The organism is Mesorhizobium sp. L103C131B0, assembly GCF_000502275.1.
In the GTDB taxonomy this organism is placed as follows: Bacteria; Pseudomonadota; Alphaproteobacteria; order Rhizobiales; family Rhizobiaceae; genus Mesorhizobium.
In genome coordinates this window covers 341,790-357,805 of the sequence record NZ_AYXC01000005.1, presented here as the reverse complement: position 1 = coordinate 357,805, position 16,016 = coordinate 341,790, and the positions used below count along the sequence as shown (strand labels likewise).

Sequence of the window (16,016 nt, the reverse complement as noted above, 5' to 3'; positions counted from 1 at the left end):
CTCTGGCCTGCCGGCCATCTCCCCCTCAAGGGGGGAGATCGGCTGTCACCAATGCTTTCCCCAATCGCAGAGCTCACAAGAAATGCGCCGTCATCGAAGCTGCCGATCTCCCCCCTGGAGGGGGAGATGTCCGGCAGGACAGAGGGGGGCCTTGTAGAGCGGCAACGCACCGCGGCTGAGCATCATGACCGTGGAGCGCGCCCATGACCTCCTCCGCGCCGCACCTCCACCAGGCCTCCACCCGCACCGATCTCGTCGACTGGGGTGCCCAGCCGGATGCGTTAGATGGCGCTTCACACTCGACCGGCAGGCTGGTGCACAAGGGGCCCGACAACCAGCCGGAATCCGGCATCTGGGTGTGCACGCCCGGCCGCTGGCGGCTCTCGATTCCGCGCGACGAATTGTGCCATTTCGTCGCCGGCCGCGCGACGTACCGGTCGGATGCCGGGGAGGTGGTAGAAGTCGCAGCCGGGACCGTGGTCATGTTCCCTGCCGGCTGGACAGGCGAATGCACCGTGCATGAGACCATGCGCAACGTCTACATGCTGGCTTGAACAGCAACGGAGCTTCCCAATATGCCGACACCGCACTGGCCAAAGGCCTCGACCGTGAAACTGGAGGACTGGGGCGGGGGCAGCAACACGCTTGCCGGCTCGCCGCGCGCCTCGGGCAGGATCCTCTCGCAGAACCCGGACGGCTCAAGCGAATGCGGCCTGTGGTCGTGCACGCCAGGCAGCCGCAAGGTTACCTTTGCCGCCGACGAGTTCTGCCATTTCCTGTCGGGCCGCGGGACCTATGTCCGCGAGAATGGCGAAGAGATCCCGGTCGAGGCCGGCATGCTGGTGTTCTTCCCCGCCGGCTGGGCCGGCACCTCCACCATCACGCAAACACTGACCAAGGCCTTCATGTGCCGCTGAGCACTTTTTTAAAGGAAATCGCCATGACCACGCCCATCATGCAATCCCCGCTTGCCATCACCGACCTCGTCGACTGGGGCGTCATCCCGACCATGATCGAGGGCGTGTCCCACACCTCGGGCAAGCTGCTCTACAAGGGGCCGGAGGGCCGTTCGGAATGCGGCCTGTGGGTCTGCACCCCCGGCAAATGGCACTGCCATGTCACCCGCGACGAGTTCTGCCACTTCCTCGAGGGCCGCTGCACCTATGTGCACGAATCGGGCGAGGTCATCCAGATCGAGCCGGACACGGCGGCGTTCTTTCCTCAGAATTGGAAAGGCGTCTGCACCGTCCATGAGACCATCAAGAAGGTCTACATGATCCGCTGAGCGGACCTGAAAGGACGACCATGCAATTCTCCGCTGAACGGCCGGCTTTCTTCGTCAATCCGGACTACCGGCCGATGACCGGCACGGCAAAACCGGTGATCGATCCGGCGACGCTGGAGACCGTCGGCTCGATCTCCGCCGCAACGGACGGTGAGGTCGATGCGGTGCTATGTGCCGCAACCACGGCACAAGCCGCCTGGAAGAAGCTCGATGCCAAGAGCCGGGCAAAGCATCTGCATGCGGTCGCCAACGCCATCGAGGCGGCAGACTTCACCCGCTGCGCAGAGCTGATGGTGCGCGAGATGGGCAAGCCTTATCCCGAAGCAATCGGCGAGATCGCCAATTGCGCGCCGATCTTCCGCTACTATGCCGAGATGGCGCGCGACGACGCCGGCAAGATCGCCGGTACGACGCAGGCCGGGTCGTTCCAGTATGCGCGCTACGAGCCGTATGGCGTCTCCGTGCACATCATGCCTTACAACTTCCCGATCCTGCTGATGTGCTGGACCGTTGCGGCCTCGCTTGCCGCCGGCAATGGCTGCGTCATCAAGCCGGCCGAAGCGACGACGCTGTCGACGCTGGACTACATGACGGTGTTCCGTTCACTGCCGGAAGGGCTGGTCGCCTGCCTGCCTGGCACGGCCGCCACCGCGCAGGCGCTGATCGCCTCCGAGCGCACCCACGCTGTCGCCTTCACCGGCTCGGTCGCCGCCGGCAAAGCCGTGGCAGTCGCCTGCGCCGAGCGCATGAAGCCTTGCGTCATCGAAGCCGGCGGCAGCGATCCGCTGATCATCAGCGAGCACGCGCCGCTCGACGTGGCGGCAGCCGGCAGCGTCACCGCCGCCTTCCACCTGACCGGCCAGGTCTGCACCTCGGCCGAACGCTTCTTTGTCGTCGACTCGGTTCACGATCGCTTCGTCGAGCTGTTCGCCGAGAAGACGCGGGCGCTGCGCATCGGCAATGGCATGGACAAGACCGAGATCGGCCCGCTGGTCAGCGAAGCCGCCCGGGCGAAAGTGATGCGGCTGGTCGATGATGCTATCAGCAACGGCGCTATAGCCGTTGCCGGCGGGCGCATTCCGCCGGCGCACAACAATGGCTGGTTCTACGAGCCAACGATCCTGACCGGGGTTACACCCGATATGGCGATCGTGCGCGAAGAGTGTTTCGGGCCGGTCGCAGCGATCTGCCGCGTAAAGGATTTCGACGAAGCGATCCGGCTTGCCAATGACAGCCCGTTCGGGCTCGGCGCCTCGGTCTTCACCACCGACCTCGCCGAGGCGCATGAAGCGGCCGAGCGGCTCGAGGCCGGCATGGTCTGGGTCAACAACCCGCTGATCGACAATGACGCCCTGCCCTTCGGCGGCTGGAAGGCATCAGGCCTTGGCCGCGAGCTGGGACGCCAGGGACTCGACGCCTTCCGACGCTCCAAGATGGTCATCATCGACCACAGACCGGCGATCAAGGACTGGTGGTACCCCTACCCCGACAGCTGGTTCCGCGAGACAGGCGGCCGCAAGCACGTGTGAGCCCGGCTAGTCCATACGTAAGCTGATGCTTACGCATCTGCCGAGATAGGCCGGCTATTTCAACGCTTGAAGCTTGTCGATCGCGGCAGTGAATCCGGCAAGCGAGACCGGAATGGTCACCGGCTTGCGCGTCACCGACTCGATGCCGATGTTCAGGTTGGTTCCCGATTTCATCGCCTTGAGGAGGTCCGCCGACAAAGGGGTCGCCGCATAGGCGCCGTTCTGGTCACTGGTCTGGATGGCGATGGTCGTCTTCTGCCCCTGGTCGATCTGGTACGAGGCGCCGGAAGGCAGGAACAGCCCGTGCGGCAAGGCCAGCAGCATCGCGAGGTTGCCATTGCCGTTGTCGCGGCGAACCGTAACGGTAAGAACGCGCTGCCCCGTCTTGGCCTCGGTAAGGTTTTGGGAGACCTGGCATTGAAGCTCGGTGCCGGCCGATCCGCTAGCGCAGTTTAGCGACCATGGATTGCCTTCTGCAGGCTTTGTCTCGGCAGATTTGGTTGACTTCGGCTCTTCGGCAAGCGCCGACCCTGCCGACACGACCAGCCATAGCGCGCCGACCCAGGCGGCCCGCCCACAAACGGTTCTCAGCAATGAAGCCACCCGATCCTCGTCGTGTCAGGGTTTCGCCCAGCGCGTTGATACAACAGCCGAGCCTGGCGGGGAAGCCAATACGGTACATGAGCGCCGGCTAAATTACTGTTGCTGGATTACCACAATAAACAACTTTGAAATCTTGTACGTGTAAAGCAAACAATCATGCTCGCTATACACTGGGATTCGGATAGTATTAGCGACGGATCGTGTACTCGTCGGGGTTCGCAAGGGATGGAGACGACCGAGAAAACTCGGCAGATCAATGACATGGCGACGCACGGAAGAAGCTTCCGGGCGAATAGCAAGTATCGCCGGTCAGGTTTTTCCAGGCATCTCTGGAAGACGACTGCGCTGTCCACTCTGGCACTTGCCCTTACCGGCATAGCCGCCCATGCCGGCGACACCGGACTGTGGCAGCCGCAGGTCCGCGCCATCATCGGCGCCAACAACAATGGCGGCAACACGGCGATCGAGGGTTTCCTGCCGCTGAAGCAGAACCTCGAATCCGTTCTCTTTCTCGATGTGCGCTCGAAATACGATTTCGACGACGGCTTCGGCCAGGACGTCGGCCTCGGCGTTCGCCGCATCGTGAATCCGGATCTGATGATCGGCGGCTACGCCTATCTCAACATCCAGAACCACGACAGTCACCAGTTCGTCGCCTCGACGCTCGGCCTCGAGGCCATCACCTCAAAATACGATGCGCACGTAAACGTCTATCTGCCGATCAGCGGCGACCGCAGCACGGCCGGGCAAGAGTCGAGCCTGTCGCTGGTCGGTCATCAGCTGATCGAGCAGATATCGGCCATCGCCCACCGCGATTACGCGGCCTGGGGCATCGAGGGCGAGGTCGGCGTTCAGGTGCCGCTCAACCTGCCCGAGAACCATTCACTGCGTTTCGATGTCGGCGCCTACCATTTCGGCGATCCCGACGGCGACCACGGCAGCATCACCGGCGCCAAGGCCGGCCTGGAATATTCGATCGGCGACGTCATCGGCAAAGGCACGTCGCTGACCTTCACCGGCGAGGTGCGCAACGACAACCGCGATGACACCCAGTTCGCCGGCAGCATCCGGCTGACGGTGCCGCTCAACGCTTTCGACAAGGGCTCGTCTTCGGCCGATGACGGCGCCGAGCCGGTCTATCCGGTCAGCCCCGGCCTGCGCAAACGCGTCAACGAGCGCGTGCGTGGCGACATCGGCGTTCGCATCGAGAGCCAGGACAAAGTTACCGGCACGTCGACGCGGGTGGCGATCAATGCCGCCACCAACACGGCATTCGGCCAGTTCTTCTTTGCCGATGGTGACAACGACGCGCTCGGCCTCGGCACGATCGGCGACCCGACCACGCTCGACAATGCGGTCGCCGGCGCCGGCGCGAACGGCGTCGTCGTCGCGCTCGGCGGCAAGGGCAACATTACGACAGCCGGTGTGACGCTCGCCAACGGCCAGACCGTCATCGGCGGTGGCGGCGGTGTCCAGGCGCGGCTCGCCGACGGCAGCATCGGCACCTACAATTTCGGCGGCTCCAACGGCACCATCCAGGGCACTAACCCCGCCAACAACGTCCTGACGCTCGCCAATGGCAACACGCTGAGCGGTATCACCATCACCGGCGGCAAGGACGGCATCTTCGGCAACAACATCGCCGGCGCCACGCTGACCAACGTCACGGTCACCGGCACCGGCGGCCACGGCGCCGACTTCACCGGTACATCGACCGGCGTCAATGGCTCGAACTTCACCGCGACCGGCAACGGCCTCGACGGACTGCACATCGAAGGCGACGGCACCTATAACTTCACCGGCACGACGCTGCTGCAGGGCAATGGCGACGACGGCCTGGATATAACCGGCCACGGCACCTACACTTTCGCCACCCTCAACTCGCTCGACAACAACGATGCCGGCATTACCGTGAAGGGCACCGGGGTCGCCGGCTCGATCACCATCACCGGTGGCCAGGTGTCGGGCAACAAGGCACTCGGCGACGACGGCGTCGGTGTCTTCATCGATCCGATCACCGCCCATATCGTGCTGGATTCGATCACCCAGACCGGCGGCGCATCGGGCGTCGTGCTCGAGAATCTTTCGGGCAGCTTCACCGTCAACGGCGCGACGACGATCTCGAACACGACCGGACCGGCCATCGCGATTACGGATTCGCCGGCCGCGATCCGCTTCGGCGACATCAACATCACCGATCCCGGCACCGACGGCATGGTGTTTGCGGGCGTCAACACATCGATAATTGCCGGCAACATCGTCATTGCTGGCCTCGGCTCCGGCGTCGGCCTCGATTTCTCCGGCAGCCAGACGAATTTCACCGCGCAGTCGCTCAACATCACTGGCACAGGCGCCGCCGGCTCGATCGGCATCGATCTGTCTTCCCCGAGCGCGGGCGGGGCAACGATCGTCATCACCGATGGCGGCGCGATCGCCAATGTCGACACCGGCGTGCGCTTCGGCATTTCCGGCTCGCCGGCCAATTCGGCCAATGCCCAATTCAGTTTCGGCGACGGCTCGATTGCCGGCATCACCGCCTCCCTCGACGCGCGGGGGCTCAACCAGACGCTCGGGCTCTATGCTTTCGGCTCGACGACCTTCAGCGGCCCGCAGCTGTTCGACCAGCAGAATGTGATTTTCGTCGGCGGCATCGGATCATTGGGTGACGGCTCTTCCACGTCTAGTCTGCTTGCGATTAACCAGGCTGACCTTATCACCAACGGCACCGCGATCTTCGTGCTGGTCAATGACGGGACGCCCATCGACGCCTCTGGCGGCTTCTCGCTGAGTGCCGGACAGACACTGGCTTCGTTCGGCAACGGGCGTACTTTCTCGCTCGGCGGCATTCCCGTCAACGTCACCGGTGACAACGTCCAGCATGACCAGGTCGTCTCGGATCCTGGCGGCGCAGCCACGCTGACCGATACCGGCACCGGTGACGCCGTGACGCTGGCCAACAACACGTCGCTGCTGGACTTCAACATCGCCGGTGTGGCGAACGGCAATGGCGTGCATGGCAGCGGCGTCAGCAATATCACGATGTCGGGGCTGAATGTTTCAGGCGCCAGCCTGAATGGCGTGCTGTTCGATAGCAGCAACAGCGTCACCGGCAACAATCTGAACTCAAGCGACAACACCGGCCACGGCCTGCTGGTCGACAATGGCAACGGAAGCTACAATTTCACCGGCACGACGATACTCTCGAACAATGCCGGCTACGGCCTGTTCGTCATCGGCGGCGGAACCTACGGATTCGAGACGCTCGATGCCAAGGACAATGGCGGCGTAGGCGTCGATGTCACGTCGACGGGCGGCGGAAGCCTGACCATAACTGGCGGCACGGTTTCGGGCAACGGCCTCATGGCTGTCTCTGTCGGGACTTTCGGGCTTATCAACCCTATCGGGCTCGATGTCACGCTGGACACGGTGAGCCAAGCCGGCGGACAGACTGGAATCGGCCTGTTCAACGTCGGCGGAAATTTCTCCGTTACGGGCACGACGACGACCTCCAACACCCTTTTCGACGGCATTTTCATCACAAGCAGCTCCGCCACGGTTGATTTCGGCGGCGCGGTCACCATCACCCAGCCATCGCGCGACGGCATCTCGATCAGCAACAGTTCCGGCGCCACCACGTTCGGCACGGTGACGATCAACCAGGCCGGCCGGAACGGCATCCTCCTCAATGGCAATTCCGGCGCGATAACGTTCGGCGACGCCAGCATCGGCCAGCCGACCCAGAGCGGCATCGACGTCCAGGGTGCCAACGGCACGATCGCCTTCGCCAACATCGACATCACCGGCCTGCCGACCGGCAAGACCGGGCTGGACCTGTCGGGCAGCCAGTCGACCTTCACTGCCACCTCGCTCGACATCACCGGCGTCGGCAGTTCGACCGGCATCGACCTTTCCGGCACCACCGGCGGCTCGGTGACGATCGGCACCGGCGTCATCTCCGCGGGCACCGGCGTCCAGATGGGCACGCATGGCGCGGCAGGCACCAGCGCCAACACGACCTTCTCCTTCGGCGCCGTCAGCGGCGGCACGATCACCGGCACGACCGCCTCGCTCGACATGCGCGGCCTGCTGGCGGGCGACGGCACCTATGCCTTCAACGCCACCCATCTGGTCGGCCCGCAGCTGTTCAACACCGCCAACGTCATCTTCGTCGGCGCAGCAAACACCGGGACCGGCTCCGGCGCGAGCGTTGGCGACCTTATCAACGCCGACGCCGCCGACGGTCTGACAACCGACGCCAACACCATCTTCGTCCTTGTCAACAGCGGCGCTGGAACCATCAACACCGATGCCGACGGCTTCACGCTTGCCGACGGCCAGCAGATCGTCTCCTTCGCCAACGGCAACACCGTCGCTCTCGGCGGGCCGCCGGCCAACGTCACCGGCGCCGAGGTGGTTACTTCGGGCACCCAGGTCGATCCGTTCGGCAATGGCGCCGCCACTCTCAACAACTCGGCCGGCAGCACCATCGATCTCGCCAACGGCAACCGCGTCGCCGACCTCAGCGTCAGCAATGCGGGTTCGGGCTCGGCGATCAACGGATCGAATGTAAACGCGGCCACCATCACCGGGGTGACGATCGGCAGCGCCGTAACCGGCATCGACCTGACCGGCGCAACGGGTGCGATCAACATCAGCAACACGACGATGGGCGGCGTCAGCGGCACCGGCCTGCTGGCCAGCAACTTCGGCGGCACCGGCACCTTCAACAATTTGGACATCACCGGCGCCGGTATCGGCGTCAGCGTCACGGGCGGTTCCACGGGCACGCTGACCTTCGACAATGCGAGTTCGATCGCCGGCACGACGGGCACGGCGCTCAGCATTCTTGGAGCAACGCCTAACCTCACCTACAACGGCACCATCAATCAGACGAGTGCCGCGAGCGCGGTCATGATCAGCGGCATGACCGGCGGCTCGGCCACCTTCGCCGGCCAAATCACCGCCAGCACCGGCACGGCCAACGCCATCGACCTGACCGGCAATGCCGGCGGCACGATCAATTTCACCGGCGGGCTCGACCTCACCACCGATGGCGGCCTTGCCTTCAGCGCCATCAATGGCGGCACGCTCACCGTCACCGGCACCAACACGACCGCATCTGGGCTCGGCCCTGTCGAAAACGGCATCCATCTCGGTGGCGCCGGCGGTTTGACCATCGGCGCAGGCGGCGTCATTTTCGACAGCGTCACCGTCGACGGCTCAGGCGGCGCCGTGCAGACCGGCATCCTCATCGAAAACACCAGCGGCGGCAGCGTCACCTTCGGCGCTGTCGACATCAATCGCGTCAATGGCGATGCCATCCGCCTCACCAACGTGGCCAACGCCGTTACCTTCAATGGCACGACGACGATCGACACGGTTGTTGGCGGTGGCCCCGGCTTCGTGGTGCAAGGCAGCGCCGCGACGGTCAATGTCAACAATCTGGTGACGACGCTGGTTTCGGGCGACGACGTCAGCCTGACCAACAACACCGGCACGATCAACATCGGCGGCACCATCTCCGGTTCCGGCACCGGCAACGGCGTCGTGGTTTTTGGCGGCAGCGCCGCGATCACGGTCTCGGCCAACATCTCCAGCTCGGCAACAGCACCAGGCACGGCGGTCAAGATCGACGGCACCATCGGCGGCTCGGCCCAGTTCAGCGGCAGCGTCACGTCGACCGGCACCGGAAATCTGTTCGCCATCGGCTCGACATTGCCCCCGGCAGGCGGTGCATTCAGCTTCACCGGCCCGACCCTGTCGGCGAGCGGTGGCGGCGGCGCGGTGGTCGGTGGCCTGATCGGCACCGCAACGTTGAATGTTACCACCCCGCTATCGATCACCAATGCCTTGGGCACCGGCCTGTCCGTCTCCGGTGTCGCGAGCACCGCATCGGCAACCTTCGGGGCGGTGACCGTGACGGGCGCCGGCGGCGTCGGCATCAACATTGTCGGCAATGCCGGCCCGGTGACCTTCGGCACGACCCAGGTCACGCTGGGCACCACGAGCGGCACTGCCGGCATCAACTTCGCCGGCACCAACAACGATGTCAGCTTCGGCACGACCACCATCGACGATGTCGGCGCCAACCAGACCGGCATCGACTTCAGCGGCTCCTCGATGACGGCCGATTTCGGCCTGACGACGATCACCGGCCTGGGCGACCTGACCTCGCGCGGCATCGACCTGTCGTCGACCACCGGCAACAAGGTCATCACCTTCCTGCAGGGCTCGAAGATCGACAATGTCGGCATCGGCGTCGAATTGTCGTCCGGCCAGACCACGGCGACCTCCGCCAATGCCAACTTCACCTTCGGCGACGGCGATTCGACCGACGGGCTGGAATCCTTCATCATCGCCGCCGCCGGCGGCTTCACCGTCAACACGGTCGGTCTCGATCCGACGCTCGGCAACTACGATTTCGACGACGTGTTCTTCACCGGCAGCGCCAACCTCGCCACCGCGCCCGGTTCGATCACGCTGGTCTCGCAGTCGGGCGGCTTCATCGCCGCCGGCACGACCGGCAATCTCAGCATGGGCGTCAACACCATTTCGCTCGCCGCCGCCGATGCGCTGACCGGCACGCAGAACTTCGCCTTCGTCGGCACGATCAATCTCGGCGCCACCGCCTTCACGCTCGATTCCGGCCAGACGATCACCGGCTTCGGCAACAGCAATGTGGTTTCGACCGGCACGATCCAGCCGGCCAACGTCCAGGGCAATCTCGGCGCCACCGGCGGCAACATCACCGGCGATGAGGCCGTGGTCAGCGGGACGGCCAACCTGATGCAATTGCTCGGCGACAACGCCGTGCGCCACACCGCTTTCGACTTCAGCAGCGCGACCGGTGCCGCCTTCCTCATCGATCAGAGCGCGGTCGGCTTCAGCAATGCCAGCGGCATCACCATCGAAGGCGTGACGATCAGCAACGTCGCCGCTGGTCAGACGGCCATCCAGGTCGCCGGCCTCAACGGCAATCTGTCGATCATCAACAACAACATCAACGTTGCCGGCACGCTGCTCGACGTCAACGGCGGCACCGGCACCATTTCGGTGTCGCGCGGCATCCTGCCCAACAGCGCCACTCCGGGAACGCTGACCGGTGGCGGCATCAATATCGCCAACCGCACCGGCGGCGCGGTGACCTTCACCGACCAGGTGACGATCACCGGCGGCAACGGCGTTTCGATTTCGGGCGGCAGCGCGGCAGCTGCGGTCAACTTCAATGGCGGCCTCGACATCACGACATCGTTGGCCACCGGCCTCAGCCTTTCGGGACTGAATGGCCTCACCGTCGCCAATGCCGGTTCGACGACGATCAACGCCACGGGCCAGACCGCGCTGTCGCTGCAAGGCACACTCGGCGCCGGCGGCGTCAATTTCGACAGCATCACCTCGAGCGGCGCCACCAGCGGCATCATCCTCAACGGCGTCACCGGGGCGGTGAATGTCTCCGGCGCAACCAGCATCACCGGCACCGGCAGCTTCGGCATCGACGTCACCGGCGCCAACACCGGCACGTTCACCTTCAACACGGTGACGGTGAACAACGTCGCGACGACCGGCGGCGGCATCAACTGGGTCAGCGGCAACCTCAACATCGCCGGCCTCGCCAACATCGACACGAGCAGCGGCGTCGGCTTCTCGCAAAGCGCCGGCACGGTGAACTTCCTCAACGGCCTGACCATCGATACCACCAGCGGCACCGGCATTGTCGGGACCGGTGGCGTTATGGGCATCACCGCTTCCGCTGCAGCCCAGACGGTAAATTCGACCAGCGGCCAGGCGATCAACCTCATCAACGTCGCCGCCAGCATTGCGCTCGACTCGACCTCGTCGGGCGGCGGCACCAACAATGTTGGCCTGGCCAATGTCACCGGAACAGTCAGCCTCGGATCCGGCGCATTGAGCGGCGCTTCGGGCGTCGCATTCCTGGTCAATGGCGGCGCTGCGACCGTCAGCTATGGCGGCTCCGTCACCAAGACCACCGCCGGCAAGATCGTCGACATCTCCGGCGTCACCGGCGGTTCGGTCACACTGTCCGGCGCGCTCAGCGCCACCGGCGGTTTCGACAATGGTATCTATGTCCACGGCAACTCCGGCGGGACCATCACTCTCAGCGGTGGCACGAAGACGCTGACCACTGGCGCCAATACGGCGGTCGACTTGACGACCAACACCGGCGCGACGATCAACTTCGATACGGGTGGCCTGGTGATTACCACCACCTCCGGCACGGGCTTCAACGCCAGCGGCGGTGGCACGGTCAGCGTCGGCGCGCTCCTCAGCGACAACAGCATCACCACGACGGCCGGCGGCACCGCGTTGAACCTCAATGGCGTTACGATTGGCGCTGCGGGCATGAATTTCGACAGTGTTTCGGCCACTGCCGCCGCAACCGGCATCTCGCTGACCAATATCGCCTCGTCGGGCGGCGGGGCCATCATTCTCGGCACGGTCAACCTGCAAGGCATGACCACGCGTGGTGTCGATGTTTCCGGCACGCTTGGCGCGGCGCTGTCCTTCAACGATCTCGACATCGGCCTGAACAGCACCACGGGCGTGGCCTTCGACCTCAACGGTGCCACCATCAATGCGGCGGTGACGGCCAATGACTTCGATGTCACCAATGCCGCCGCCGCCGGCACCTCGATCGCCGTCGACCTGCGCGGCGCCATCGGCGGCCAGACGGTGCGCCTCGGTGATGCCGTGGTCGGCGGCGCCAGTTCGAGCATAGCCGGGGTTAACACCGGCGTGTTCCTCAACAGCGCCACCAACCTCGCTTTCACCTATGGCGACGGCGAATCGGCGACCGACCAGCTCTCGACCATCGGCGCCAATGTAGGCATCGACGCCTCCAGTGCGCCGGTTGCCGGCACCTACAACTTCCAGGACGTGAACTTCCAGTCGACCCCGGGCTTGGGCTTCGGTGTCGGCAAGGTCTATTTCGTCGGCGCTTCCGCGACCGGCGACGGCAGCGGCCGCGACCAGAACAATCTCGCGACGCTGACCACCGCCGAAGCGGCAGCAGTGTCGACGGACATTCTCGTCCTCGTCAACGATGGCGGCGTCATCACCGCGGCAGGCAGCAATGGCAACGATACGCTGGCGCTCGCCATCGGCGAGCAGGTGCGCGGCTTCGGCAACGGCAACATCAACCTGGCGCTGACGGTGCCCTCCCCCATCCAGCTGGCCAGCAACAGCATCTCGATCATCGACCAGACGCCCAATGGCGCCGCGACGCTGACGACGAGCGCCGGCAACAATGTCATTACGCTCGGCGCCAGCGGCAACATCATCGACGGCTTCATCCTCGATGGCAGCCCGGCGGGTGCCGCGCGTGGCGTCAAGGACAATGGCGCGGGTGCTGCGAATACCGTCATCAGCAACATGACTATCCGCAATTTTGCCACGCAGGGTATCGAGATCACGCCGTCGAACAGCACGAAGATCAACAACGTTGCTTTCTCCGGCAACGCCAGCGATGTGTGGCTGAACGCGTCCAACAGCACCATCACCAACGTCACCAGCACCGGCGCCACCGGCATTGCTTTCAAACTCGACAACACCGCCGGCACGACGACGCTGACCAACGTCAACATCACCACCGCAGCGACCGGCACCGGCATCGCCTTCGGCGGCGCGTCGGGCGCTGGCGGCACGATTGCCGGTACCAATGTCGATATATCGGGCGGCAGCGGCCTTTCGGTGACCGGCGGCAACGCGGTGATCAGCTTCGACGGCGCCAGCTCCATCATCAGCACGTCGGGCGCGGCGGCCACGATCTCGACCCGCGCTGGCGGCAGCTTCACCTTCGCCGGCTCGGTGATCGCCAACGGCGCTGCGAGCGGCATCAGCATTTCCGGCGCGACGGCGGCCAATACGGTGAGCTTCACCGGTACGGTCGATCTCGGCACCACGACGCCGATGACCGGCACCGCAGTCGCAATCAACAACGGCGCCACGGCCTCGACCGTCAGCTTCGCAAACCTCGACATCGTCACAAACGGCACCACCGGATTCAGCGCCATCAATGGCGGCACGGTCAATGTGACGACCGGCACGGTGAGCTCCACTTCCGCGCAGGCGGTCAACCTCAACGGCATCGCCACCACCGGCATCAATTTCACCTCGACCAATTCGACCGGCGGCACCAACAACGTGTCGCTGACCAATGTCACCGGCGCCGGCACTGTCAGCCTCGGCTCCGGTGCGCTCGGCGGCGCGACCGGCGCGGCCTTCCTGGTCACCGGCGGCTCGGCCAATGTCAGCTATGCCGGCTCGGTCACCAAGACCACGGCCGGAAACGTCGTCAGCATCTCCACCCGCACCGCCGGCACCACGACATTGTCGGGCACTCTCAGCGCCACCGGCGGCGTGGCCAACGGGATCCTCGTCAACGCCAACACCGGCGGCACGATCAACTTCTCCGGCGCCAGCAAGATACTGACCACCGGAGCCAACAATGCCGTCGACCTGACGGCGAACACCAACACCGCGGTCAACTTCACCGGCGGCGGCCTAGCCATCACCACCACCTCCGGCACCGGCTTCAACGCCACGAGCAACGGTACTGGCACCGTGACCGTTATCGGCTCGGGCAACACGATTTCGACCGGCAGCGGCGTCGCGGTCAACCTTGACAGCGTTGCTATCGCGGCGGGCGGCGTGACCTTCGCTTCCACAAACAAAGGCGCCGGCGGCACCAGCGCCGTCATCCTCGATTCCGTCACCGGTTCGGGAGCGATCGACCTCGGCACCGGCGCGCTGGTGGGCGGAACAAGCGCCGTGATCCGTATCGGCGATGGCCTAGGCACCGCCAACAGCGGCGGCACGGCGGCGTTCACCTATGCCGGCGCGATCACCAGCGGCAGCACCGGCCAGGCGGTCAACATCCAGGATCGCGCCCTGACCGCCGGCAACATCACCCTGTCGGGCAACATCACGCATAATGCGGCGGGCCAGATCGGCATCCTGCTGGACGACAATGTCGCCGGCATCATCACCTTCTCCGGCGCGTCGAAATCGATCACCTCGACCACGGCGGCTGGCGTCAGCCTGAGCGACAATGCCGGCGCGACGATCAACTTCACCAATGGCGGGCTGGTCATCGCCACGACCAGCGGCGCCGGTTTCAGCGCCACCGGCCCCGGTCCGGCAGCCACCACCGGCGGCACGATGACGGTGCAGGGCACCGGCAACACCATCGTGTCCGGCACGGGCACGGCCCTTAATGTCGCCAACACGACGATCGGCGCCGGCGACGTGACGTTCAGGAGCATTGCGTCCAATGGTGCAGCCAACGGCATCGTGCTCAACAACACCGGCACCAGCGGCAATCTGGTGGTGACCGGCACCGGCGCGACGGGGGGCAGCGGCGGCACGATCCAGAACTCGACCGGCGATGGCGTCAGCCTGACCGACACTCAGGATGTCAGCCTGAGCAACATGATTATCAGCGACAATGCGGGCAACGGCATAAAGGGCCTGCGGGTCAACGGCGTGGTGCTCAACGGTCTGACCCTGAACAGCAATGCCGATGCCAACACCGAGTCCGGAATCCTGTTCAACGAACTTACCGGCAACGCCTCGCACGTCACCACGTTCACCAACCTCACGGTCTCCAACTCATTCACCCATAACGTGCAGGTCATCAATTCCGGCGGCACGTTGGCGAACCTGGTGGTGAGCGGCGGCACGTTCTCGAACAACGGCGCCTCGAACAATGCCGGCAGCGACTTCATCTTCGAGGCGGACGGCGCCGGTGTCGCCGGCGCGCCGACGATGACGCTGACCGTCGACGGCGCAACCTTCACCGGCAACAACGCCTATCCCGGACCGGGAGTCATCCCTGGAACCGGTCTGTTCGTCATTGCCAATGACGGCACCGTCAACGCTCACATCGGCGAGACCACGGGAAATCTATTCAACAATCTGAACAACGGCATCAACCTCACCCAGAGCAGCAATTCCGGCGCCGGCACGGGCGGCAATCTGAATTTCACCGTCCGGAACAACACCGTCACCAACAGCGACTCGACGGCCATCAACGTGTTCAGCAGCGGCGACCTCGCACGGACGCTTGACGGCACAATCGCCAACAACGTCATCGGTACGCAAGGCGTAGCAACCTCGGGATCGCGAACCGGCAACGGCATCAGGGTTGGGCATGAAAGCCTCGGCGTCGCCAAGGTGCTGATCGACAACAACATTATCCAGAGCATCGGCGTCAACGGCATAAGCGGTGGCGACAGCGTCTCGATCACGCAGCTCGTGCAGCCGGGCACCGTGCACGCGGCGGTCACCAACAACACCATTCGCGACAATGCCGACAGCCGCGGCATCACGGTCACCGCCACATTTGCCGGCGCTATCATCAATGCCGACGTTCATGCCAACACCATCACCAACGTCAACAACGCCAATGCCATCCGCTTCCTCGCGGACGGCCTCGGCGGCGCCGACGGCACGATCAACGTACCGCAGGCGAGCGAGGCCGGTATCGAAACCGTCAATGGCGGGGCAACGGCACTGACGGACACCCGGACGTTCTTCAACCAGCCGCTGCCACTGCTGCCTGCCGCGACACCGTAGTCAGC

The 16,016-nt window shown here is 64.7% G+C and carries 6 protein-coding genes; 5 read left to right on the top strand and 1 reads right to left on the bottom strand.

The features are described from left to right. The first annotated feature begins 203 nt into the window (after positions 1 to 203). Genes X730_RS152105 through X730_RS152120 form a run of 4 tightly spaced genes read left to right on the top strand, consistent with a single transcriptional unit; the run spans position 204 to position 2,814 of the window. Positions 204 to 554, top strand: coding sequence for a cupin domain-containing protein (locus X730_RS152105; protein ID WP_023826296.1), 351 nt, complete (start codon positions 204 to 206; stop codon positions 552 to 554). A gap of 21 nt (positions 555 to 575) precedes the next feature. After that, on the top strand, positions 576 to 917 hold the full coding sequence (locus tag X730_RS152110; RefSeq protein ID WP_023672950.1) for a cupin domain-containing protein: 342 nt from the start codon (positions 576 to 578) through the stop codon (positions 915 to 917). Between the two features lie 23 nt (positions 918 to 940). Then, positions 941 to 1,285 (top strand): cupin domain-containing protein, encoded by a 345-nt coding sequence (locus X730_RS152115; RefSeq protein WP_023672951.1) that lies wholly within the window; start codon positions 941 to 943, stop codon positions 1,283 to 1,285. A 20-nt stretch (positions 1,286 to 1,305) separates the two neighbouring features. Beyond that, a complete protein-coding gene (locus X730_RS152120) occupies positions 1,306 to 2,814 on the top strand; it encodes an aldehyde dehydrogenase family protein (protein WP_023733647.1) in 1,509 nt (502 codons plus the stop codon). Positions 2,815 to 2,868: 54 nt separating this feature from the next. On the opposite strand, the gene X730_RS152125 is transcribed toward X730_RS152120, so the two are convergent. After that, a complete protein-coding gene (locus X730_RS152125) occupies positions 2,869 to 3,417 on the bottom strand; it encodes an invasion associated locus B family protein (RefSeq protein WP_023728599.1) in 549 nt (182 codons plus the stop codon). A gap of 261 nt (positions 3,418 to 3,678) precedes the next feature. Between X730_RS152125 and X730_RS152130 the strand changes: the two genes are divergently transcribed. Further along, on the top strand, positions 3,679 to 16,011 hold the full coding sequence (locus X730_RS152130; protein ID WP_155922445.1) for a hypothetical protein: 12,333 nt from the start codon (positions 3,679 to 3,681) through the stop codon (positions 16,009 to 16,011). Positions 16,012 to 16,016 lie beyond the last annotated feature (5 nt).